Genomic DNA, 23,589 nt, shown 5'->3' on the forward strand with positions numbered 1-23,589 from the left:
GTTAGCGCATATTTGCAATCGGTGCCAATTCTTTACTCTTCAGGTTGAACTGCTTCCAAAGAAAAAATCCCCTAAAAGGGGATTTTATATATAAGAATTTGCGCATTCTAAAGTTCTTCTACCAATAACCAGGCGCCGGGATAAGTTCTTTTTACCCTGTACAGTTCGTTTATGGCGTCTCTGCGGCTTTCATGGCTGCTGGAAAGCACCTGATGCAATCCAAACCTGTTTTCACCTATTTGACGGGCTTTAAATCCCTCAGCTTTTAATTCTTCTACAGCTTTAGCAGCGTTTTCAGCTTCTCTAAAAGCTCCGGTAACGATATGATAGTTTCCGGTTTGTTTAGATACTTTAAGGGTTACTGCAGGCAGCGGATTGTCAATGATAAAAGTTGCCTGCTGTATTTGGTTTTCAAGTTGGGACACGGCTTTTTGCTGTTCAGCAATGTTATGCTCGTTCACCTGATCACTGTAAATATTTAATCCGGCAGCTCCGCTTAGACCAAAGGCAACCAGCCCAACGGCCGCATATTTTAACCATCGGTTAGCTCTTCTTTCCGGAGTAAAGGCAACAGGAGCTTTTTCTTCTATAGCTTCAGCCTGTTTCTTGTAAATTTCTCTGGAAACAGCGGTTGCTGCAAAGCCGTCAAGTCCAAAAGCTTCCTTAAGAAAATTGTTTTTCTCAGCAGGTTCGAACTGAAGTTTCTCTCCTTCGGTAATCTTAAAAGAGCCAATATTGGGAAGATCTATCCTTCTGTTCTCTTCCAGTACCATCTCAAGGTCCTGCACGAATTGAGAGATGATCTCAAGTGCTTCCTGGTAAGAAACCTTCTCTGCCTCTATGAGATAATTAGCCAAAAGACCGTCATTTTTGATCAACTGTCGGTTAAAAGAAACTGTCTTTTTAGGAGGAAAAAACTCGTTCGAGGAATGGTCAATTTGGGCCGAATGCTGCTGTGTGATAAAGGCCCCAAATCCCGGTAGGATCACACATTCGTACCGGTAAAGAAGATCGTGGATGTAATTTGCTACTGCCATGTAAACAAATGTAGAACAAAAAATATTTTCAAAAAACCGCTGCAGCATATTTTATTAACAAATTTTTGGATTAATTTTCATGCTTTGTTTTAATGATGAAAGATTCTGATCTTCAGTATGTTTTGGCCCTACAGCACGTTCCCAATTTAGGAGATGCTTCAGCAAAAAAACTTATTCGCCATGCAGGTTCTGCCGAGGCGGTTTTCAAAGAAAAAAAGACCGCTCTTTTAAAGATAGACGGGATAGGCAGTACTAAACTGGCAGATCTCTTTTCAGCCGAAAACTTAAAAGCAGCAGAAAAGGAAGTAGATTTCATTCGGCAGCATGGAATTGAAACGCTGTACTATCTGGATGCTAATTATCCCGAAAGGCTGAAACATTGCTTTGATGGACCCATCCTGCTTTTTCAACGTGGAAATGTTGATCTTGTTAATAAAAAGATCCTTAGTGTAGTAGGAACACGTAAGGTCACTCCTCACGGTATAAGGTTTTGTGAGCAGCTTATCGAAGAACTTGCGCCTCTTGATCCGGTAATAGTTTCGGGCTTCGCCTATGGAGTAGATATTACTGCACAGAATGCTGCACTCAAGCACGGTTTACAAACTATTGGCTGCCTTGCCCATGGCTTGAACCAGATCTATCCCGGGGTGCATCAAAAATATGTGAGAGGTGTAGAAGCCAATGGCGGCTTTTTAACCGATTTTTGGAGTACAGATGTTTTCGACCGGAATAATTTTTTAAAGCGAAACCGTATTATCGCCGGCCTCAGCGAGGCTACGGTAGTCATAGAGAGCGCCGAAAAAGGAGGATCTTTGGTGACTGCAGATATTGCCAATTCCTATAACCGGGAAGTCTTTGCTGTGCCGGGCCGGCCTACCGACTCTCAAAGCAGGGGATGCAATATGCTAATAAAGTCTCAACAGGCGCATGTTTTGACAAGTGCCGCCGATGTGGTTTACATCCTTAACTGGCATTCACAAACCGCTGTAAATGCTGTTCAGAAACAACTTTTTGTAGAGCTGGAAGATGAAGAGGAAGCGGTTTATGGCTACCTTAAAGAAAACGGAAAGGAACAGCTCGATCTAATTGCCCTCAACTGCCGTATCCCCACCTTCAAGGCCGCAAGCCTGCTCTTAAATATGGAGCTTAAAGGTGTAGTAAGGCCATTGCCTGGAAAAATATTCGAAATTATTTAACAATCCGGGTAATATTTGGATTCTTTAATTTCCGACTTTTAGTAGTATCAACCTAAAAATCAGAAAATTATGAAAACACTTAAATTATTACTTGCCCTTTTTATGCTGGTAGGATTAGGAGCCTGCAGTGACGACGATGATGGAGGTAATGGGACTGCAGAAGCTAACAGAATTGTGGGGGAATGGAAAATGCAAAGCATGTCAATTGATGGAGAAGCAGTGCCTATTTCAGATTGTGAGGCTCAATCAAGAGTTATCTTTAAAACAAATGGCAATTTAACTTCTACCGATTTCTTTGAAGAGATTGATTCTGAAGAATGTATCTCTGAAGTTACAAATGAATCCTGGCAATACAGGGGGAATAATGTCTACAGGTTTTCCGACGGCACCGATACATATGATGTTGAGGTACTTTTTTCGAACAACAACAACCGGTTTTCTATTACTGAAATAGATGATGATTTTGGCACCTTTACAGTGGTCTGGGTACGGGTTTAAATGAATAAAAAGGAAAGCGGGAACTCTCCTGACTCCCGCTTTCCTTTAATATTTAATTCTTTAGTATCCCAGTTTCTCCCTCACCCGCGCCAAAACTTTATCAGCCACTTTTCGGGCTTTTTCGGCACCTAAGGCTAAAGCTTCTTCCACTTTTTCCGGGTTTTCCATGTAATGATGATACTGTTTCCGTTCCTTTTCAAAACGTGTGATCAACAACTCATATAAGGCCTGTTTTGCATGACCGTAACCGTAGCCGCCCGATTCATAGTTGCGGCGCATTTCGGCAGTTTGCTCTTTAGAGGCAAGCAATTTATAGATGTTGAAGACATTATCGGTATCAGGATCTTTTGGGTCTTCTAATGGAGTACTATCGGTCTGTATCGCCATGATCTGCTTCCTCAGCTGCTTATCTGGCAAAAAGAGGTTAATGATATTGCCTTTTGATTTGCTCATTTTCTCGCCATCTGTACCCGGTACATACATCGTCTCTTCAGAAGCTTTTGCTTCAGGAAGTACAAAGGTTTCCCCTAATTTTGCATGAAATCTTGATGCCACATCCCTGGTAATCTCAAGATGCTGTAGCTGGTCCTTCCCAACAGGAACTATTTCGGCATCATAAAGAAGAATATCTGCAGCCATGAGCATAGGATAATCAAAAAGCCCTGCGTTCACATCTTCCAGCCTGTCTGCCTTGTCTTTAAAAGAGTGGGCAAGGGTGAGGCGCTGAAATGGAAAAAAGCAGTTCAAATACCAGGTAAGTTCAGTTGTTTGGGGAACATCGCTTTGCCTGTAAAAAACTGTTTTTTCAATGTCCAGTCCAAATGCCAGCCAGGTCGCTGCAGTAGAAAGCGTGTTTTCCCTTAGGATCCCTGGATCTTTTATCTGTGTTAGTGTATGTAAATTGGCTATAAAAAGGAAAGATTCGTTCTTTGGGTCATTTGCCATTTCAATGGCCGGAATGATAGCCCCTAAAATGTTCCCCAGGTGCGGAGTACCTGTACTTTGTACCCCCGTAAGAATTCTGGACATTAGCTTTTCGTATTTTTGACAAAGGTAAATTTTTTACAGAAGACCTTCAATCCATTTCACTACTTTTGGCAGGTATGCAAATACTTAGATCTTTCCTTGTGGTCTTGTGGCGAATTTGGTTCTATATCCTTATGGCCATTCCCATCCTTGTACTTTTTCCTTTCCTGTTGCTTTTTACTTCCCGAACAAAGTATTACCCGCAGTTCTTTATGATCGCCCGCTGGTGGGCTCTTTTTATTCTCTACGGAATGGGTTTCTATCCTGTGATCAAAAGAGAACAGAGGCTGGTGAAGGGGGAAAGCTATATGCTTGTCGCTAATCACACCTCGATGACAGACATTATGCTCATGCTGGCTACCGTTAAAAACCCCTTTGTCTTCGTCGGAAAAAAAGAGCTGGTCAAAATTCCCCTTTTTGGATACTTCTACAAGCGTACCTGTATCTTGGTTGACCGCGGAAATCAGCGCAGCCGGAAAGAAGTTTTTGACAGGGCCCAGCGCAGGTTGAACAACGGGACCAGTATTTGTATCTTTCCTGAAGGAGGAGTTCCCGAAGATGAATCCCTTCTTCTTGACTCTTTTAAAGACGGGGCTTTTAGATTAGCTATAGATCACCAGATCAAAATTGTTCCCATTGTTTTTTATGACAATAAAAAGCGTTTTCCTTATATCTTCACAAAAGGCAGCCCGGGAAGAATGCGGGTGAAGATCAAAGAATTCATTCCCACTGCAGGAATGACGCAGGATGACAAGAAGACCGTGAGGGAACATACCCGGGAGGTGATCTTAAATGAACTTCGGAGTAAAGAACCGGTTGTTAAAACTTATAGCTAAATCCGGAATAGATCCCAAAGTAGTAAGGACGCGTATCTGATGACGCATTTTCAAAGGTGTTAAGCTGGTATTTGAGCATAGGCTCCAGGTTAAGCTTGAATTTATCTGAAAGGTTATAATCCAGCCCCAATCCAATGTTGGTGCTGAAGCTAACATTTTGCAGGTTATTGGCTCTGCCTTCCAAAGAAACGGTTTCGGCATTAAGAAGGATCTCATTTTCTGCAAGGAACAAAGTACTGGCCCCTCCAATAAGATTTAACTCAAATTTATCTGCAAAAAGATTGTACTCCAATTCCAGAGGTATTTCGAGGTATCCGGTTTTTTGATTGAGTTCTCCGGGTCGAATATATGCTGCGTCTGTTCGGTTTGTACTACCCGTAGGAGTTCTTCCGCCGTTCTTTCCTCCCAGTGTAGAGGTCACTGTAGAGCTGTTGTCAAGGGAAATATTTTTGACGGGTGATTTGCCCGCTACCGCCTGGAATGCGACTCCTCCGGTGTTATAGCTCATATTAACCTTATTGATCCCGGAGCGGATTTTAAACTTCTCGTTCAGGTTGTATGCAATCTTTACTCCGTAGGAATAAGTCATTTCCCCTTCGCTGTTATTGTTGTTAAAGCGTGGATCTATGAAATTGCCTTTCCCCATATTTCCGTAGTAAATAGGGGCGGCGTGAGTGGATATTTCAAAACCCTTTTTAGAAGTAGAGGCGGCGACTTCTGTTTCGTCTTCCCTTAAAGCCTCCAGCAGAAGATCTTCTTTTTCCTCCGGGAGTTTATTTTCGATTTTTACAAGCCCTTCTTCGGACGCGACCGGATCATAGCTGTCAAAAATGACATTTTTAGAAGCTATCTCTACGGCAGATACTTCAGCAACTCTTTTGCCTTTCCCTTCCTCCTGAAGTGGAGTAGAAGGAAGTGTGGTTTCTGAAACGGCTTCGGCAATAGGTTCTGCTTCAGCTTCAATTTCAGAAGGAATTACGCTTAAGCGGCTATTTTGTGGTTGGGTATTTGGAGAATTTGCAGGTAACTGCGTTTCCTCGTTAGCAACTGCTGTACCGGACTGTTTAGGCAGAATCCAATCTCCAATAAGAAGCAGGAATGCCAGTATTGCTGCAACCCCCGCAATTCTTGACCAAAGAGGAACCACTGCCGGTTTTTTCTCTTCTTCCTTAAGTTTTGCCGCAATAGATCGCCAGACCACATCTCTTGGAGCTGCTTCAAAATCGCGAAACTTCTCCTGGTAAAGTCTGTCTATGTACTTCTTCTCTTTCATTAAATGGACCGGGCGGCAGATTTATAAAGACTTGACTCTATTTTTTCTTTGAGGATCATGCGGGCTCTCGCAAGATTTGATTTTGATGTTCCTGTGGAGATGTTCATGATCTCGGCAATTTCTTTGTGAGAGTGTCCATCGAGCACATAGAGGTTGAAAACCTGCCGGTACCTTGCAGGCAGCTTTTGGATGATCTCCAGCAAATAATCCACAGATACTTCATCTTCATCAATTTCAATTTCCGGCTCCTTATAATGGTCTTCCCTTATTATTTCAAAAACTGTTTGTGTTCTATATTTTTGAAGGCACGTGTTGATAACGATTCGTTTCATCCAACCTTCGAACGATCCTTTGTTCCGGTATTGAGACATACTTTTAAAGATCATCAAAAATGCATCCTGCATGTTGTCTTCTGCCTGCTGATAGCTGGCGGAATACTTGAGGCAAACAGGAAATAATCTATGCGCAAACATCTTGTAAAGCTCTTCCTGAGCTTTTATGTCCTGCTTTTTGCATTTTCGTATGAGTTGTTTGATGCTCAATCTTAAAATATTTAGGTGCTGTTGAAAAACTGTGGCTCTAAAGCCGGTTTTCTGAAGCGCTCCATCTGCCGGGGAGCAGCTTCAGGAGTTCTAAATATAGGAATTTCAGCCGGTTCTGCAACAAAAATCACTCTGGCTTGCAGGGATTTATAAGGTTGCAAAAGGTGTAGGGGTAGTATTGTTGTAAAAAAGGAAGGGCGGGATCCATTGGAGGATCCCGATCTTCCGGGGGAATTAGCCTTTAAATTATCCCTCTTTTTTATGCCGTTGTCATAGTAGGTATTGGAGTCAAAAAAACTACATCGATCATCCATAACAGCATTGGTGGTTGGGGTCTGTATTAAACAGATGCAGAAATACTAAAATGGTTGCGCCTAAAATCAAAAAATCCCGAAAAATTTTTCGGGATTTTAAAGTTTTATGATTTTGCGACGCTCATGGCTTCCTTGATCCTGGTCTCCAGTTCTTCCATAAGGTCCGGATTATCCTTGAGCAGCATCTTAACTGCATCACGTCCCTGGCCAAGTTTGGTGTCTTCATAACTAAACCATGATCCGCTCTTTTTGATGATCTCGTAATCAACTCCTATGTCGATGATCTCTCCAATCTTAGAAACACCCTCTCCATACATGATGTCAAATTCGGCAGTTTTAAATGGCGGTGCCACTTTGTTCTTTACAACCTTAACTCTTGTTTTATTCCCCTGTACCTCGCTATTGCTGTCTTTGATCTGGGTAGAGCGACGAATATCCAGCCTTATGGAAGCATAGAACTTCAGCGCGTTACCACCGGTGGTGGTTTCAGGGTTTCCGAACATAACACCAATCTTCTCCCTCAACTGGTTGATAAAGATCACTGTACAATGAGTTTTGCTGATAGAAGCGGTAAGCTTCCGAAGCGCCTGAGACATAAGACGGGCATGTAATCCCATTTTTGAATCCCCCATTTCTCCTTCGATCTCACTCTTTGGAGTCAAAGCCGCAACAGAGTCAATTACAATAATATCAATAGCTCCAGAACGTATAAGGTTATCTGCGATCTCAAGAGCCTGCTCCCCGTTATCGGGCTGTGAGATGATAAGGTTCTCAAGGTCGATCCCTAACTTTTCAGCATAAAACCTGTCAAAAGCGTGTTCTGCATCAATAAAGGCTGCAATTCCTCCTGCTTTTTGAGCTTCGGCAATAGCGTGTAAAGTAAGGGTGGTTTTTCCCGAAGATTCGGGTCCATATATTTCAATTACCCTTCCCCTTGGATATCCTCCCACTCCCAACGCAAGATCAAGTCCTAACGATCCGCTTGGTATTACATCAACATCAATGACACTCTGGTCACTCATCTTCATTACGGTACCCTTGCCGTAGGTTTTATCCATCTTATCAAGGGTGAGTTTAAGGGCTTTTAATTTTGCTTCTTTTTCTTTCTCTGTGCTCATTTACTTCGGCTTCTTTTAATATGATAGTGCTGCTAAAATACTATAAGTTTTTATATCCAATAAATTTAATACGCAACCTTTTTCTCTTTTCCGCATCTATTAGATAAACCAACTATAAACTTCATGAAGTTTTTAAAACGAAATATTATTTTAAATATCTCCGGCAGTTCTGCAGTCGTTAACCTGAGCTGCACCTGCCGTATGGACGGCGGCTAACGTTATTCTTATTTTTAGTTGAAGAATTAAAAGTATTAATAACGAATTAGCCGTTCGAAAAAAAATGCCCCGATAACACATCCGGGCATTTTTTCATTTAAACCCTTATCTTTGCACAAAATTTCTTTAACCTTATATCATTAGTATAGCATGCAACTGTACAATAAATTAAGCGCTAAAGAAAGGGAAGCACTACTTGAAGAAGCCGGGGAAGACCGGCTCACGCTCTCTTTCTATCAATATGCCAAAATTGGGAACCCCGATCTTTTTCGGAACCATCTTTTTATCGCCTGGGACCAAATGGAAGTCCTTGGAAGAATTTATGTAGCTCACGAAGGGATTAATGCCCAGCTTTCTGTTCCTGCCAAAAACTTCGGAAAATTTAAGGAGTTCCTTGACGGAATCTATTTCCTGGAGAACGTTCGCCTTAATATCGCCATTGAACACGATATTAAATCCTTCCTGAAGCTGAAGGTCAAGGTTCGCGACAAGATCCTGGCTGACGGACTTAATGACGAGACTTTTGATGTTACAAATAAAGGAGTTCATGTAGACGCCAAAGCTTTTAATGAATTGCTTGAGGATCCCAATACGATTCTGGTAGACATGCGCAATCATTACGAGAGCGAAATTGGTCATTTTAAAGGCGCTATGACGCCTGATGTAGATACTTTTAGGGATAGTCTTGACCTTATCGAAAAGGATATTCAGGATCATAAGGAAGACAAGAACCTGGTGATGTATTGCACCGGCGGAATTCGTTGTGAAAAGGCCAGTGCTTACTACAAGCATAAAGGTTTTCAAAAGGTATATCAGCTTGAAGGCGGGATCATTGAATATGCCCGGCAGGTTCAAAACCTCAAACTGGAGAACAAGTTCCTTGGTAAGAACTTCGTTTTTGACCATCGCAGGGGAGAACGCATCAGCGAAGATGTGATTTCAAATTGCCACCAGTGCGGGAAACCTTGTGATACTCATGTAAATTGTGCCAATGAAGCCTGTCACCTGCTGTTCATTCAATGTGAGGAATGTGCAGAGCAAATGAGCAACTGCTGTTCTGCCGAATGTCAGGATATTGCAGCCCTGCCTTATGAGGAGCAAAAGGCATTGAGAAAGGGAAAAGGGAACAGCAATAAGATCTTCAAAAAAGGCAGATCTGAGGTGCTTAAGTACAAACGCTGACAATTAGTTTCTCAGGAGTGCGTTCCATAAATAATGGTATATTTACCTCATTAGTTTTTAAATAAGACACAATCCGGAGGGAGCAAATTGGCTCTTTCCAGGATTTCAATATATAGATTATGGGATGTAACAGTTGCTCGACCGGCAAAGACGGTCAGCCTAAAGGATGTAAGAATAATGGGACCTGCGGAACCGATGGCTGTAACAAGCTTTCGGTATTCGACTGGTTATCAAATATGGCGCTTCCGCAGGGAATGGAGCCATTCGATATAGTAGAAGTCCGGTTCAAGAACGGGCGGAAACACTTTTTTAAGAATACAGAAAATTTAAGCCTTAGCATAGGCGATGTTGTAGCTACAGAGGCTGCACCGGGTCACGATGTGGGCGTGGTTTCCCTGGTGGGGGAACTTGTGCGCGTACAGATGAAAAAGAAAAAAGTGCGGCAGGATAGCCCTGAGGTGCTTAAGATCTATAGAAAAGCTACTCAACGTGATATTGATATTTGGCAGGAGGCCAGGGAGCGCGAGGATAAAATGAAAGTACGGGCCCGGGAGATCGCTATTCGGCTGAATCTTCAAATGAAGATAAGCGATATCGAATTCCAGGGAGATGCTTCAAAAGCCACTTTTTACTATACTGCTGAAGAAAGGGTTGATTTCAGGCAGCTTATCAAGGAGTTTGCGAGGGAATTCAACACCCGCATCGAAATGCGGCAAATAGGCTTCAGGCAGGAAGCAGCTCGTCTTGGTGGGATTGGTTCCTGCGGAAGGGAACTGTGCTGTTCTACCTGGTTAACCGACTTCAGGAGCGTAAATACTTCCGCAGCAAGATATCAGCAACTTTCTTTGAATCCTCAGAAACTTGCAGGACAATGCGGAAAGCTTAAATGCTGCCTCAACTATGAATTAGATACTTATCTTGATGCACTTAAGGATTTTCCGAAGTCTGAAACCAAGCTATACACCAAAAAAGGTACAGCGGTGTGTCAAAAAACTGATATTTTTAAAGGATTATTGTGGTACGCCTATGAAGGGGACTGGAGCAACTGGCACACCCTAACGGTAGAACAGGCGAACAAGATCATTAAGGCGAATTCAAAGAAAGAGCCGGTAGGCAGCCTGGAAGAATTTGCAGTACAGCTGGAACAGGAATCCAAACCGGATTATCACAATGTTGTGGGGCAGGATAGTCTTACAAGATTTGATTCCAAGGGAACATCCGGAAAGAAAAAACGCAAGAACAAACGCAAAAAGAAAAGACCGCAAAACAATGGGTAAAGGAGTTGTGTTTTTCCTCTTTTTGGGACTTCTGCTTTTTGCTTCCTGTGATCAAACGAGAGTTTATGATGATTACGCATCGGTTCCCGGGGAATGGCACCGGGATTCGGTAGTGCAGTTCCGTTTTCAGGCGCCGGATACTGTGAAGAACTACAACCTGTTTATCAATTTACGGAACAATTCAGATTATCCTTTCAGCAACCTGTACCTTATTACAGAACTCAACTTTCCAAACGGGAAGGTGATAAGTGACACCCTTCAATATGAAATGGCTGCGCCTACAGGGGAGTGGCTTGGCACAGGCTTTGGTGATGTAAAGGAAAGCAAGCTTTGGTATAAGGAGAATATAAAATTCACCGAAAGCGGGGAATATTTAGTGACCATTCAGCATGCGATGAGAAAGCGGGATAGCGTTAAGGGAATTGAGAATCTTGATGGTATCACCGAAGTTGGATTTAGAATAGAAGACATAAAACAATAAATTATTAGATGGCAAAAACATCTGGAAAAGCAAAAAAAGAGGCGGCCAAGAGAAATGAATACGGTCGTTATAAGTCCTGGTTCTGGACAATTTTTGCAATAGGAATTTCAGCAATTGTTCTTTTGTTCCTGCTTGCGAGCTGGGGCGTCTTTGGAACCATGCCCACCTTTGAAGAACTCGAAAACCCCGAAACCAACCTGGCCACCGAAATTATTTCGTCTGATGGGAAGTCGTTGGGTAAATACTACAATGAAAACCGCACACCGGTTAAATTCGAGGAACTGCCAGATCACCTTGTAAACGCCCTTGTAGCTACCGAAGATGAAAGATTTTATGATCATGCCGGGATAGATGCAAAAGGTACCATGCGTGCTGCTGTTTATTTGGGAAAAAGAGGAGGGGCAAGTACAATTACACAGCAGTTGGCCAAGCAACTATTTACCCAGGATGTTTCGCAAAATTTTGTGGGCAGGGTGTTACAGAAGTTCAAGGAATGGATTATTGCCACGAGGCTTGAACGCCAGTACACAAAGGAGGAGATCATTACCATGTACTTTAATCAGTACGATTTCCTTTACCAGGCTGTGGGAATAAAATCTGCATCAAAGATCTATTTCGACAAGGAACCCATGGAGCTAAAACCCGAAGAATCTGCTGTTTTGGTCGGGATGCTGGTAAACTCAGCTTATTATAATCCTGTACGAAGACCGGAACTGGTAGAGCAGAGGAGAAATACCGTTCTCGGGCAAATGGCCAAAAATGATTACATCACCGAAGAGGAGAGAGATTCCCTGCAGCAGATCCCAATGGAGATCAAATTTACACCTCAGGGTCATGATGAAGGAGTAGCTACGTATTTTAGGGTTTACCTGCAGGGCTTCATGAAAGATTGGATTGAAGAAAATCCTAAACCAGATGGCACTAAATATAACATTTACCGCGATGGGTTGAAGATCTACACCAGCATTGACAGCAGGATGCAAAAATATGCCGAAGAAGCTGTCCATGCACACCTGGCCAACCTTCAGAAAGAATTCGACAAGCAGAACAGGAATAATAAAACAGCACCTTTCAGGGATATTTCAGGAGAGGAAAGAGAAAAGATCATTCGTGATGCCATGCGTCGCAGCGAGCGTTGGAGAATTCTTAAGGAACAGGGGAAATCCAATGAGGAAATAGCAGCTTCTTTTGAGAAAAAGACGCAAATGCAGGTATTTACCTGGAAGGGTAACAAGGACACTGTAATGACCCCCAAAGACTCTATTCTTTACTATAAGTCATTTTTTAACGCAGGTATGATGTCCATGACTCCGCAAACCGGGGAAGTAAAAGCCTGGGTGGGAGGAATCAATTTCAAGCACTTCAAATATGACCACGTTAAACAGGGGAAAAGACAGGTAGGTTCTACCTTTAAGCCCTTCGTTTATGCTACCGCTATTGACCAGTTACATCTGTCACCCTGCGATACCTTACCAAGAAGTTTGCATACGATCGAAGCAGGAAAACATAACAATCAAAACGACTGGACACCTAAGAACAGTGATGGTAAGTATGACGGGATGTTAAGCCTTAAGAGAGGTTTGGCAGAATCTGTAAACACGGTAACTGCCAGGCTCATCGACCGCACGGGCCCAAAACCTGTGATTGACCTGGTCGAAAAACTTGGAGTTGACACCCGCGAAATTCCTGAAGTACCTGCAATCGCCCTTGGGGCGGCAGAAATCAGTGTTTTCGAGATGGTTTCCGCCTACAGCACCTTTGTAAATGAAGGGGTTTACGTAAAACCTATGATCGTTAGCAGGATCGAAGATAAGAATGGAACTATCCTTTATCAGCACGTGCCTGAAACCCGGGATGTACTGAGCAAAGAGGCTGCTTATGTAACGGTGAATCTGCTGGAAGGTGTAACTCAGTTTGGTTCAGGAACCCGCCTTAGAGGAGACTGGGGTGTGAATGATCCTTACTATAAAGCTATCATGACAGGTTATCCATATAATTTCTCAAATTCCGAAATTCCTATTGCAGGAAAGACCGGGACCACCCAAAATCAAAGTGATGGCTGGTTCATGGGTATGGTGCCTACTCTGGCAACCGGAGTATGGGTTGGAGCCGAAGACAGGGCGGTGCATTTTGGCTCTATTAGGTATGGTCAGGGGGCCGCTATGGCTCTGCCTATCTGGGGTCTCTATATGAAAAAGGTTTATGCAGATCCACAGATCAATGTGCCCAAGGGACCTTTCCCCAGACCTGAAGTTGTAACCATTCAAACCGATTGTAGCAGCTACGGAAAAGCTGCTTCAGAGAATGAAGACAGTCTGCCCGATGAGCTGGATTTTTAAGCTGTTATAGTTTAATTGCAGAATAATTATTAATGGGTCTGAAGCATTGCTACAGGCCCATTATTTTTGTATTTTTCCGAATAAAACCACCAATAATGATCAATAAAACTGTAGAGAATGTTTCTGAAGCTCTTAAAGGAGTCCATGACGGAATGACCTTTATGCTCGGCGGCTTTGGGCTCAGCGGGATTCCTGAAAATGCCATTTCTGAACTCGTTCGTCTCAACCTGAAGAATCTTACCTGTATCTCAAATAATGCCGGAGTAGATGACTTTGGTTTAGGCCTGTTACTTCAAAAGAAACAAATAGATAAAATGATCTCCTCTTACGTTGGAGAAAATGCTGAATTTGAGCGGCAAATGCTTAGCGGGGAACTCGATGTGGAATTGACACCTCAGGGCACTCTTGCAGCTAAATGTCAGGCGGCGCAACAGGGTTTTCCCGCAATTTATACTCCGGCAGGTTATGGAACTGAAGTAGCCGAAGGAAAAGAAACCCGCGAATTCAACGGGAAGATGTATGTGCTGGAAGAAGCTTATAAAGCCGATTTTGCCTTTGTGAAAGCCTGGAAGGGAGACAAAGCCGGAAATCTCATTTTTAAAGGTACAGCAAGAAATTTCAATCCGGTGATGTGCGGTGCAGCGACTATCACAGTAGCCGAGGTAGAGGAGCTGGTGGAACCCGGAGAACTCGACCCCAACCAAATCCACATTCCGGGAATTTTCGTTCAACGAATCTTCGAAGGAAAGAATTATGAAAAACGGATTGAACAACGAACTGTGAGGAAAAAATAATTTGAAAATAAGGTAATTTAAAAATTTGAAAATCAGCCGATATGAGAGACGATAAGGAAAATATAATAGTTCGTAAGACCTTTGATTTTGCACTTGACGCTATAGACTATTCAGAGAAATTACGATCCCTTCACAAATATGAAATGGCCTCTCAATTATTTCGCAGCGGTACCTCAATAGGTGCAAACGTCTGGGAAGCACAAAATGCAGAAAGTAATGCAGATTTTATTCATAAATTTAAAATCGCGGCAAAAGAAGGAGATGAAACCAGTTATTGGCTCCGTTTGTGTAAAGCTTCGCCACATTACCCAGATCCGGAGATGAAATATTTTTCTGATCTTAAAGACATTACACGAATTATTTCAAAGATTATTAGTTCAAGTAAAAGGAAAAAAGAGTTATGAGAAAATTAAAACATTCAGGAATTCTCAAATTTTCAAATTCTCAAATTCTCAAATTGATATGTTAGACAAAAATGGAATCGCAAAACGCATAGCAAAAGAAGTTAAAGACGGATATTACGTCAACCTGGGGATTGGTATTCCCACCCTGGTAGCGAATTTTGTACGCGATGATATAGAGGTAGAATTCCAGAGTGAAAACGGAATTCTAGGAATGGGGCCTTTTCCGTTTGAAGGCGAGGAAGACCCGGATCTTATCAACGCCGGGAAACAAACCATCACGGCCTTACCGGGGGCAAGTTATTTTGATTCGGCTATGAGCTTTGGGATGATACGGGGACAACATGTGGATCTCACTATTCTGGGTGCCATGGAAGTGGCCGAGAACGGGGACATCGCTAACTGGAAAATACCGGGAAAAATGGTCAAAGGAATGGGCGGAGCAATGGACCTTGTTGCCAGCGCCGAAAATATTATTGTGGCTATGATGCACACCAACCGCGAAGGAGAGTCAAAACTTTTAAAGCGCTGTACTCTTCCGCTCACAGGCGTAGGTTGTGTGAAAAAGGTGGTAACTAACCTTGCTGTGCTGGAAGTGACAGATAAGGGGTTTAAATTGCTTGAAAGAGCCCCTGGAATAAGCGTAGAGGAAATTCAAAAAGCCACCGAAGGTACTCTGATTGTAGAAGGAGAAGTTCCTGAAATGGAGATATAATTAATTCTGGAAATCAATTATTCCAGACCTGCAAGGTTTCCAAAACCTTGTAGGTCTGTTTTTTTGAATAAGACCTACAAGGTCAAAAAAAACCTTGCAGGTCTGCTACAAGGTTTTTATTCTCATTTGTTGTCTCTATTCAAAATTCTTATTCTAAAATCGAAGTGGAATTTTTTTCCAGATTCACAAGAAAATCCAGCGCCTCATTCAGCGGCATCAATTTTCCGCGGGAATTCACCTGAGAGAAGTAATCATGCCATCCCGCTTCGTCAATTCCTTTTTCAAACTGCTCTACGGCCTCCAGAGAAGGCAGTTTCCATAGTGCCATATATCTGTAATCACTGCGGTATGGAGTATGTTCATCATTCATTGCCCAGCCAAGGTTTTCAATGCCGCCGCGACTCATTTCTGTGATGGCATTATTCACCTGGTTCATATAAGAACGACGTTCCTCTTTAGAAAGGTCCATCCATTTATCGGTTACATTCCACTGTTCTACGTATAAATACATATTGTGCTTTTTTAATTAAACATTCAAGGCTTCAAAAAATAACATCTAAAAATGCAATTTTTGCCAACCTTTCAATAAATATAATAAAAACTTGAGAAGCAGCAGGATAAATAACAAATCCTTAAGGTATGCTAGACCGAAAGCACTTCATCTTCTTCCAGAAGTGGTTCCTGCCGCAGTTTAAGTATTACCTGTGCAATCGCTACAACATCCCTTTCACAGTACCGAATGATGCGGTCCAGATCATTCTCAATATAATAGACATTTCGAACTTCACTGCCATCGATATCTTCCTTGGGAGAGGGAATTCCCAGTACATTACAAAGCAATTTGAGTGAGGTGAAATGTTTGTAATCGCCAAACTTCCATAGCTCCAGGGTGTCCAGGTGTGGTACTTCCCAGGGTTTTTTTCCGAAAAGGTTCAGTTTGTTCGGAAGCTCGAGGTTATGAATAAGCATACGGCGGGCTATATATGGGAAGTCAAATTCTTTTCCGTTGTGCGCACAAAGTAAATGTTGAGGCCTGGCAAAATGCCCGTCTAGCAGATTTCTGAAATCCTGTAAAAGCTGTTTTTCTTCCCCGTGAAAAGTAGTAGTTCTAAAGGTTCTTTTCTCACCCTGAAAAGCAAAATGACCTACAGAGATACAAACGATCTTTCCGAATTCTGCCCAGATGCCTGCCCGGTCATAAAATTCGGCAGGAGTGAATTCTTCCTTTCGCTGATATTGGGATTTATGTTCCCATAGCTTTTGCTTTTCTTCTGAAAGTTCACTGAAATCAGCATTTTCTGGTACTGTTTCAATATCCAGGAACAGCAGGTTCTTTAAGGCTACTTTTTTGATCATTACGGGAAAGCATTTTTAACACCTCCTCAAGATAAAAATAAAAATCATCGGGATGTTCTTCCTCATCGGGAACTTTTCCGCCTTTCTGACCCAGCCTCACAATGATCACATTTTCCTGCGGCAGCACAATGACATATTGTCCCAAAATTCCGCGGAAATAAAACACATCTGTAGATAAATTAGGCTCCAGCCAGATTCCTAACCCGTAATGCGGATAATCCTCCAGCTGCGGCCTAATTGATTCCGCTACATAAGTTGAGTCCAGCAGTTGTTTTCCGTTCCACCTTCCGTAGTCCTTATAGAGCTTTCCCAGTTTGGCAAAATCCCGTGCATTTGAAGCAATGCAACAAAAGGCTTTTTCCATGCCGCTTTCGTAACTGTCCAGCTGCCAAAGCGCATTATTTTCCATCCCTAATGGTTTCCAGAAGCTTTGGCTGAGGTAATCTGAAACTGTCATTCCGGTGGCTTTTTCAAGGACCATGGCAAGCAGCTGAGTATTCCCGCTGAGGTATTTAAATTCTTCTCCCGGAGGTTCCACCACTTCCAGATCCAGCACCAGTTCCCGAATATTCTCATCGAGATAAGCCCGTATGGTCATGGAAAAAGGATTATAATAATTCTCATCCCAATTTAGCCCCGACGACATGGAGACCAGGTGCCGTAAAGTTAGTCGATGATCAAACTGCGGAAAGAAATCTGCAACCGGTTGATCCAGATCTTTTATATACCCGTCAAAAATGGCTTTTCCAAGTAGTGCTGCAACCACGCTTTTGGCCATAGAAAAGGAATTGGTGTGAGAATCGGGACCATAACCTTCATTATAGTTTTCATACCAGATGCTGTCATTCTTAATGATAAGAAAAGCAATCGTTCCCGCCTCTTCGTTCTTCTTCTGAAGGTCTTCGGATAGCGCCCTTTCATTGTAATCCGAATGTTTAAGCCAGGGCTGTACAGATCCGGCCTCGATCCTGCGATTATCGAAATCAACATGATCATCAATGTATGCCGTAACATATCCCTGGAGATAAGTGGTTTGAATGCCTTTGAAAATATAATCGAAGTTGAACAGATAAATCAACGCTACGGCCAAAGCCAAAAAAAGAAGTGTACCTAAAATGCCTTTTTTGAGACCTTTCATTAAAACAGGCTTTGTTGCTTTTCCTGCTGCTCATGTTCCAGCAGCCATTTCTTTCGCCAAAGACCGCCGGCATATCCTGTTAAAGATCCGTCGCTGCCAATTACCCGGTGGCAAGGCAGGATGATCCACAGTGGGTTCTTTCCGTTTGCTGCGGCGACAGCACGAATAGCCAAAGGATCTCCCAAAGTTTTTGAAAGCTCCATATAGGAGGTTGTTTTGCCGTAAGGGATAGTCAGCAAAGCCTGCCATACTTTTTTCTGAAATTCTGTTCCCTGCGGATTCAGCTTAAGCGTAAATATTTTTCGGTGACCTGCAAAATATTCTTCCAGTTGTTCGATGGCTTCGCAAAATTCGGGAGCAGGTGTGGGAGAGATAGAAACTTCCTCATCCATAAGTTGGAATCTGACAATTCCTTCCTCATCCCCTTCTAAAATGGCATTCCCCAGCGGTGTTTTAATGACCGCGCTATTCATTATTATTTTTAAGATCGTCAGAATCCTGTTTTAAGAGTCCGAGCTTTTTTGCTCTTTTTTCCCAGTTCTCCCTTGCCAGCACCTGCATGTCGAGCACGCTGTCACTTTCATCCATGATCTCCAGCCCCATAAGGGTTTCTATGATGTCTTCCATAGTGACCAATCCAATGGTGTTACCGTAGTGGTCCACTACCATGGCAAGGTGGGTTCTTTCCTTTATAAAACGGTCAAAAAGCTGGGGAATAGGGGTATCTTCCGAAGTCATAGGAATATCTCTTTTTAAGATACTCAAGGGTTCGGGTCCTTTTTGATCCAGCATCTCTTCCAAAATATCATCTTTAAGCACAAAGCCGGTGATGTTGTTTTGTCTTTTATGGTATACCGGAATTCGGGAAAATCTAAGATTTCGATGCTCCCGGTGAAATTCTTCTATGGTTTTGTTCTCATCTTCGGTCACCGCCACAGAAAATGGAGTCATCACATCTTTGGCCTTTACTTTTTTAAAGATGAGCATGTTTTTGATAACCGTGGTTTCCTGTTCCTCAAAAACGCCTTCTTCTTCAGCAACATCTGTGATAGCGAGAAATTCTTCCCTGCTCATGGAATTAACGTGTGCCGATTTCCCTATGAGGCGGGTAGTGAGCAACATGAGCCATAAAATTCCGGTGTATTTTAAAGGTAGAACAAATATGGTGAGCGTCTTTGCTGTAAAACTTCCCAAAGATTTCCAGTAGGTAGCACCTATGGTCTTTGGGATTATTTCAGAAAGAATTAGAATGGCCAGCGTCATTATAGCAGAAACTATTCCCACTGCATTTCCGCCGTCTCCATAAACTTTTTCGGCCTGCACCCCTACCAGGATTGCGCCAACCGTATGGGCAATGGTATTAATGGTAAGAATGGCAATTAGCGGTTTATCTACATCCTGCTTTAATTTGGTCAAAGTGGTTGCATAGGCCTTGCCCTCCCGTGCTTTAATGCGAAGAAAGGAGGGAGTGTAACTCAAAAATGCCGCCTCCAGAATCGAACATAAAAAGGAGAAGAAAATTGAAATTGCAGCGTAAAATATGAGTAACTCCATAAGGTTAAGTTAGTTGATTATTATTAGAACATGATTGCGACAAGATCATCTTCAGTGACTTTGTTGAAATATTCTTTTAGGTCGAATTGGCTTAGTTTTTCGCGAATTTCCTTTTCGTCGTGTCTTATATTCTCCAGGGCTTTTTCAATGGGAGAAATGTCTTTAATGTGGAAAAAATCTCCTGTGATCCTTACGTCTTTTATGATGCCTTGTGAGACGTTCATGTTCATTTCAACCGTTCCTCCCGGTGTCCTCGCACCCTGTTTGAAGTTATAGTCGGGAGAATAGCCGTAATTCCAATCCCAGGTAGCATATTTCTCATCTCTTATTTCTTGAATGGCAGCAAGATCTTCTTCTGTGAATTCATAAAGCCGCGCGTCCCTGAAACTGTTGGTGATATGGGCCATAACTTTATTTGTAAACTCATCAAGAGAGATTTTTTCAGGAAGATGGTCACTAATATTCGTCACCCTGTTGGGAACAGATTTTACACCGCGGTCTTTATACTTTAGGGGGTTGATCTTTAATGCACCGCTAATATCTTTCATTTCCGAAGAAAATAGCAGCGTCCCATGATGCAACACTTTGTTCTTAAAAACATGCTCTGCATTACCCGAAAACTTTTTACCCTCGATAGTGAGATCATTCCGTCCCTCAAATTTGGCATTCACCCCAAGCTCCTTCAGCACTTCGATTATTGGCAAGGTATAACGTTCGAAATCTATCATTTCATAGCTGTCGCCGGTGCGGGTAAAGGAAAAATTAAGATTACCCAGGTCATGGTATACAGCGCCACCTCCCGAAAGTCGCCTTACAACCTTGATGTTTTTTTCTTTCACATACTCGTGGTTGATCTCGGCTAAAGTATTTTGATGTTTACCTACAATAATTGCGTTATCATTGCGCCACAGCATAAAACAATCTTCTTTAATATGCTTAAAAATATATTCATCTGTCGCAATATTAAAGTAAGGATCTGTGGAATGATGTTTAATGCAAAGCATTTTGCTGAATTTTATTCTTTCAAAAATAAGAAAGCAAACACGGAAAGTTCATAAAAGAGCATTAATTCTGAAGCCCTTAAATCAATTAATTCTTACAAAACCGCATTTGTGTATCTTGTAGGCACAAGAAATTACTGAAGCCACATGAAAAAATTACCTTTTTTAACAACCGCTTTTCTGCTGTTTTTCCTTTCCTCCCGAGCCCAGGACAGCACAACACAAATTACTGCAGAAGATTATGAACGCGCGACAAAATTTTTAAATTTCAACACCAATTCCCTGGTCGACCGGGCAAATGTAAGACCGGTTTGGCTGGAAGATGGACGCTTCTGGTATCAGGTAAACACCGCTGAAGGCACAGAATACGTGCTGGTAGATGCAAAAACCGGAAAAAAGAAAACCGGTTCCTCCAGGGAGGAAATCTTATCCCAAGAAAAAAAGAAATCTCCTGAAGTTTCCCGCAATGAGATCATTTCTCCTGATGGAAAGAAGGTGGTCTATATAAAGGATTGGAATCTCTGGCTGCGCAATTTAGAAACCGGAGAAGAAAAACAGCTCACTACAGACGGGGAAGAGTACTTTGGCTATGCCACAGATAATGCCGGCTGGAGAAAAAGCGACCGTCCAATCGTCTTGTGGTCTCCCGATTCGAAAAAATTAGCTACTTACAAACAGGATCAGCGGCATATTAGTGATATGTACCTGGTGGAGACCAAAGTAGGAGCGCCAAAATTGCAGAAATGGAAGTATCCTTTGCCCGAAGACGAAAAAGTGATCCAGATTCAGCGGGTGATCGTGGAAGTGGATGAACCAAAAGTTATCGAACTGCAGGTGGAAGCAGATCCACGCCGTGGAACATTATGTGATGACATCTCCTGTAGTGGCGCTTTTGACGATAATTACTGGAATGAAGATGCCACAAAACTGGCTTTTGTTTCTACTTCAAGAGACCATAAGGAAGCCAAACTTCGCGTTGCCGATGCACAAACAGGAGAAGTAAGAGAAGTTTTTGAAGAAGTAGTAGAAACACAATATGAATCGGGCCAGGGGAGTATCAACTGGAAATACCTTCCTAAAAGCAACGAGATCATTTGGTATTCCGAGAGAGATGGCTGGGGCCATTTATACCTGTATGATCTGAATTCAGGAAAATTAAAGCACCAGATCACTAAGGGAGAATTTGTAGTGACTGAATTGCTTCATGTGGATGAGAAAAACCGAAAGCTGTACTTCGAAGCCAACGGCATGGAAAAGAGCAGGGACCCCTATTTTTCGCACTTATACAAGGTGGATTTCAGCGGAAAAAACCTGAAAGTTTTAACTCCCGAAAATGCTAATCACAACATCTATTTTTCTCCCGATCATGAGTATTTTATAGACAGCTATTCCACGCCCACCACACCTCCTGTGGCTGTACTGCGTAACAACAATGGCAAGGAAATCGCTGTTTTAGAAAGGGCTGACATTTCCCGGCTGCAGGCAGCCGGCTGGAAAGCTCCGGAATCCATTACCGTAAAGTCGGCAGACGGGCAGTGGGATCTTAAAGGCCTTATGTTTACCACTACACATCTTGATAAAACCAAGAAATATCCGGTGGTGAATTATGTATATCCGGGGCCACAGGGGGGAAGTGTGGGCAGCAGGAATTTCTCGGCAGCCCGTAGCGATCATCAGGCTGTGGCCGAACTCGGATTCGTAGTTATTTTAATCGATGGTTCCTGTAACCCCGGTCGGTCCAAAGCTTTTCATGATGCCTGTTATGGAGATATTTCCGGAAACACTTTAGAGGATCAAAAGGCAGGAATTCGTCAGCTGGCTGAAAAATATCCTTACATCGACGCTGAAAAGGTAGGGATCTGGGGACATTCCGGTGGTGGTTTTGCCGCAGCCGCGGCTATGTTCCGTCATCCGGAATTTTATTCGGTCGGAATTTCTGAATCCGGAAATCATGACAATCGCAACTACGAAGATGACTGGGGAGAAAGATACATTGGACTTATGACCGTGGGTGCAGATGGAGTGGATAATTACAACGCACAGGCGAACCAGCTGTACGCTGAAAACCTGAAAGGGAAATTACTCCTTGCCCACGGCGGACTCGACGATAACGTACCGCCTTACAACACTTACCTTGTTGTAGACGCTTTAATTAATGCGAATAAAGATTTTGACCTTATCATTTTTCCTAACGCACGGCATGGGTTTGGCGAGGACTCTTATTACATGATGCGGCGTCGCTGGGATTATTTTGTAGAGCACCTGCTGGGTGCTTCTCCGCCGGAGAATTTTGTGATTGAACCTGTAAAATAGTACAGGACCTGCAAGGTTTCAAAACCTTGTAGGTCTTACTATAAAATACTCAGGTTATAAAAAACCTCGCAGGTTTAGGAAATAATAGAGGCGCGATTGAACGCGCCTCTTCTTTTGTTTCGTCATCCTGAACTTGTTTCAGGATCCTTAGGTACTTGTATCTGAGACGCGATGAATCGCAGCTCTAATCCTTCCGGGTTTTCTTGTCCACCTCTTCCTTCCAGTCCTTCCCGACGGCCGACAAATATTCTGAGTAGTTCCAGGTATCAAGGCTGGATTGTAACCCGGGATCTTTATGGGCAACGTAAGTTTCATCTTCGGGCATGGAAGTTACTTTAAGTCCGCAGCTGCGCAGCATGGACAGAATTCCCTGGTGATTTGGCGCCCACCAGTTCGTAGGATCTCCGGCAAGTTTATGCTCAATAAATGCCATTTTTGGCCAGGCTTTTTCCTGCATGATCTCCCGCTTGTGAAATTCCACATCTTCAGGAATACCCATCTCCTCCTGTCCCGGAAGAGAAAGCGTCTGGAAGACCATCATTTTTTTCACTTTTTGTGAGAGGATGTCCATTGCCAGCATGGGATAACGTAAATGGTAGAAAACTCCCATGAACCAGATAAGATCGAACTGCTCTTCGGTGTGAGCCAGGTCATACACCTGCATTTGCTCGAATCGGATCTTATCATCCAGTCCAAACTGTTTTGCTGTCCATTTGGCCTGTTTCAAATAGTGCTCATCCAAATCAATAGCTAGGACATCTGCACCGCGTTTGGCCAGCTCCAGGGAATAGAATCCGGCGTTGCAGCCAATGTCCAGCACTTTCCAACCTTCCAGATCTTCCGGAATATCATTTTTGATCTTATCCCATTTAAATTTTGGGAAATCTCCCAGGAAATGATCGGGAGCTGTTGTGTTTCCGTCGGGGAGATGAATATTGTGGAACCAGGGAGCTAATTTTTTAATTTCTGCTTCGGTGGACAT

The 23,589-nt window shown here is 42.8% G+C and carries 24 protein-coding genes; 11 read left to right on the forward strand and 13 right to left on the reverse strand.

Going from position 1 to position 23,589, the window contains the following annotated elements; all coding sequences use genetic code 11:
- Nucleotides 1-107: 107 nt before the first annotated feature.
- Nucleotides 108-1,037 carry an HU domain-containing protein gene (locus CRO16_RS04910; protein ID WP_097055790.1) on the reverse strand — a complete coding sequence of 310 codons (930 nt, stop codon included), beginning with the start codon at nucleotides 1,035-1,037 and terminating at the stop codon, nucleotides 108-110.
- A 95-nt stretch (nucleotides 1,038-1,132) separates the two neighbouring features.
- Here CRO16_RS04910 and dprA point away from each other — a divergent pair, with 95 nt between their 5' ends.
- Nucleotides 1,133-2,233: a DNA-processing protein DprA gene (gene dprA, locus CRO16_RS04915; protein WP_097055196.1), complete on the forward strand. Its 1,101-nt coding sequence runs from the start codon at nucleotides 1,133-1,135 to the stop codon at nucleotides 2,231-2,233.
- A 69-nt stretch (nucleotides 2,234-2,302) separates the two neighbouring features.
- Entirely contained in the window at nucleotides 2,303-2,731 is a 429-nt protein-coding gene (locus CRO16_RS04920) for a lipocalin-like domain-containing protein (RefSeq protein ID WP_097055197.1), read from the forward strand.
- A gap of 60 nt (nucleotides 2,732-2,791) precedes the next feature.
- Here CRO16_RS04920 and trpS read toward each other — a convergent pair whose 3' ends face one another.
- Complete coding sequence (trpS, locus tag CRO16_RS04925; protein WP_097055198.1) at nucleotides 2,792-3,760, reverse strand: tryptophan--tRNA ligase; 969 nt, start codon at nucleotides 3,758-3,760, stop codon at nucleotides 2,792-2,794.
- Nucleotides 3,761-3,834: 74 nt separating this feature from the next.
- On the opposite strand from trpS, the gene CRO16_RS04930 reads away from it, so the two are divergent.
- The gene (locus tag CRO16_RS04930) at nucleotides 3,835-4,593 is read left to right on the forward strand and encodes a lysophospholipid acyltransferase family protein (RefSeq protein ID WP_097055199.1); all 759 of its coding nucleotides are present in this window, start codon (nucleotides 3,835-3,837) and stop codon (nucleotides 4,591-4,593) included.
- Here CRO16_RS04930 and CRO16_RS04935 read toward each other — a convergent pair.
- The 4 genes from CRO16_RS04935 to recA form a co-directional block, all read right to left on the reverse strand.
- Nucleotides 4,577-5,866 carry a hypothetical protein gene (locus tag CRO16_RS04935; RefSeq protein ID WP_097055200.1) on the reverse strand — a complete coding sequence of 430 codons (1,290 nt, stop codon included), beginning with the start codon at nucleotides 5,864-5,866 and terminating at the stop codon, nucleotides 4,577-4,579. The two genes, CRO16_RS04930 and CRO16_RS04935, sit on opposite strands and share 17 nt — an antisense overlap.
- Complete coding sequence (locus CRO16_RS04940) at nucleotides 5,866-6,408, reverse strand: RNA polymerase sigma factor (RefSeq protein WP_097055201.1); 543 nt, start codon at nucleotides 6,406-6,408, stop codon at nucleotides 5,866-5,868. The genes CRO16_RS04935 and CRO16_RS04940 overlap by 1 nt, the downstream gene beginning before the upstream one ends.
- Nucleotides 6,409-6,419: 11 nt before the next feature.
- Nucleotides 6,420-6,722: a hypothetical protein gene (locus CRO16_RS04945; RefSeq protein ID WP_097055202.1), complete on the reverse strand. Its 303-nt coding sequence runs from the start codon at nucleotides 6,720-6,722 to the stop codon at nucleotides 6,420-6,422.
- Nucleotides 6,723-6,826: 104 nt separating this feature from the next.
- The gene (recA, locus tag CRO16_RS04950) at nucleotides 6,827-7,840 is read right to left on the reverse strand and encodes a recombinase RecA (protein WP_097055203.1); all 1,014 of its coding nucleotides are present in this window, start codon (nucleotides 7,838-7,840) and stop codon (nucleotides 6,827-6,829) included.
- Between the two features lie 366 nt (nucleotides 7,841-8,206).
- Here recA and trhO point away from each other — a divergent pair, with 366 nt between their 5' ends.
- The 7 genes from trhO (at nucleotide 8,207) to CRO16_RS04985 (ending at nucleotide 15,245) form a co-directional block, all read left to right on the forward strand.
- Nucleotides 8,207-9,238, forward strand: coding sequence for an oxygen-dependent tRNA uridine(34) hydroxylase TrhO (gene trhO, locus CRO16_RS04955; RefSeq protein ID WP_097055204.1), 1,032 nt, complete (start codon nucleotides 8,207-8,209; stop codon nucleotides 9,236-9,238).
- 119 nt (nucleotides 9,239-9,357) lie between these two features.
- Complete coding sequence (locus CRO16_RS04960; RefSeq protein WP_097055205.1) at nucleotides 9,358-10,515, forward strand: PSP1 domain-containing protein; 1,158 nt, start codon at nucleotides 9,358-9,360, stop codon at nucleotides 10,513-10,515.
- Entirely contained in the window at nucleotides 10,508-10,996 is a 489-nt protein-coding gene (locus CRO16_RS04965) for a gliding motility lipoprotein GldH (RefSeq protein WP_097055791.1), read from the forward strand. The genes CRO16_RS04960 and CRO16_RS04965 overlap by 8 nt, the downstream gene beginning before the upstream one ends.
- 8 nt (nucleotides 10,997-11,004) lie before the next feature.
- On the forward strand, nucleotides 11,005-13,335 hold the full coding sequence (locus CRO16_RS04970) for a penicillin-binding protein 1A (protein ID WP_097055206.1): 2,331 nt from the start codon (nucleotides 11,005-11,007) through the stop codon (nucleotides 13,333-13,335).
- 95 nt (nucleotides 13,336-13,430) lie between these two features.
- Complete coding sequence (locus CRO16_RS04975; protein WP_097055207.1) at nucleotides 13,431-14,129, forward strand: CoA transferase subunit A; 699 nt, start codon at nucleotides 13,431-13,433, stop codon at nucleotides 14,127-14,129.
- 41 nt (nucleotides 14,130-14,170) lie between these two features.
- Complete coding sequence (locus CRO16_RS04980) at nucleotides 14,171-14,533, forward strand: four helix bundle protein (RefSeq protein WP_097055208.1); 363 nt, start codon at nucleotides 14,171-14,173, stop codon at nucleotides 14,531-14,533.
- A gap of 58 nt (nucleotides 14,534-14,591) precedes the next feature.
- Nucleotides 14,592-15,245: a CoA transferase subunit B gene (locus CRO16_RS04985; RefSeq protein WP_097055209.1), complete on the forward strand. Its 654-nt coding sequence runs from the start codon at nucleotides 14,592-14,594 to the stop codon at nucleotides 15,243-15,245.
- 148 nt (nucleotides 15,246-15,393) lie between these two features.
- On the opposite strand, the gene CRO16_RS04990 is transcribed toward CRO16_RS04985, so the two are convergent.
- The 6 genes from CRO16_RS04990 to CRO16_RS05015 all read right to left on the reverse strand — a co-directional run bounded on the left by CRO16_RS04990 (nucleotide 15,394) and on the right by CRO16_RS05015 (nucleotide 20,297).
- Nucleotides 15,394-15,756, reverse strand: a complete 363-nt coding sequence (locus CRO16_RS04990) for a DUF6616 family protein (RefSeq protein ID WP_097055210.1) — start codon at nucleotides 15,754-15,756, stop codon at nucleotides 15,394-15,396.
- A 131-nt stretch (nucleotides 15,757-15,887) separates the two neighbouring features.
- Nucleotides 15,888-16,601 (reverse strand): 3'-5' exonuclease, encoded by a 714-nt coding sequence (locus CRO16_RS04995; RefSeq protein WP_097055211.1) that lies wholly within the window; start codon nucleotides 16,599-16,601, stop codon nucleotides 15,888-15,890.
- The gene (locus CRO16_RS05000; protein ID WP_097055212.1) at nucleotides 16,555-17,739 is read right to left on the reverse strand and encodes a serine hydrolase domain-containing protein; all 1,185 of its coding nucleotides are present in this window, start codon (nucleotides 17,737-17,739) and stop codon (nucleotides 16,555-16,557) included. The genes CRO16_RS04995 and CRO16_RS05000 overlap by 47 nt, the downstream gene beginning before the upstream one ends.
- A complete protein-coding gene (locus tag CRO16_RS05005) occupies nucleotides 17,739-18,212 on the reverse strand; it encodes a methylated-DNA--[protein]-cysteine S-methyltransferase (protein WP_097055213.1) in 474 nt (157 codons plus the stop codon). Before CRO16_RS05005 ends, CRO16_RS05000 begins: the two co-directional genes overlap by 1 nt.
- The gene (locus CRO16_RS05010; protein WP_097055214.1) at nucleotides 18,205-19,293 is read right to left on the reverse strand and encodes a CNNM domain-containing protein; all 1,089 of its coding nucleotides are present in this window, start codon (nucleotides 19,291-19,293) and stop codon (nucleotides 18,205-18,207) included. Before CRO16_RS05010 ends, CRO16_RS05005 begins: the two co-directional genes overlap by 8 nt.
- A 23-nt stretch (nucleotides 19,294-19,316) precedes the next feature.
- Nucleotides 19,317-20,297, reverse strand: a complete 981-nt coding sequence (locus CRO16_RS05015) for a lipoate--protein ligase (protein ID WP_097055215.1) — start codon at nucleotides 20,295-20,297, stop codon at nucleotides 19,317-19,319.
- A 144-nt stretch (nucleotides 20,298-20,441) separates the two neighbouring features.
- Here CRO16_RS05015 and CRO16_RS05020 point away from each other — a divergent pair, with 144 nt between their 5' ends.
- Nucleotides 20,442-22,607 (forward strand): S9 family peptidase, encoded by a 2,166-nt coding sequence (locus tag CRO16_RS05020; RefSeq protein ID WP_097055216.1) that lies wholly within the window; start codon nucleotides 20,442-20,444, stop codon nucleotides 22,605-22,607.
- A 184-nt stretch (nucleotides 22,608-22,791) separates the two neighbouring features.
- On the opposite strand, the gene CRO16_RS05025 is transcribed toward CRO16_RS05020, so the two are convergent.
- On the reverse strand, nucleotides 22,792-23,589 hold the full coding sequence (locus CRO16_RS05025) for a TIGR04290 family methyltransferase (protein WP_097055217.1): 798 nt from the start codon (nucleotides 23,587-23,589) through the stop codon (nucleotides 22,792-22,794).

The organism is Salinimicrobium sediminis, assembly GCF_900215295.1.
In the GTDB taxonomy this organism is placed as follows: domain Bacteria; phylum Bacteroidota; class Bacteroidia; order Flavobacteriales; family Flavobacteriaceae; genus Salinimicrobium; species Salinimicrobium sediminis.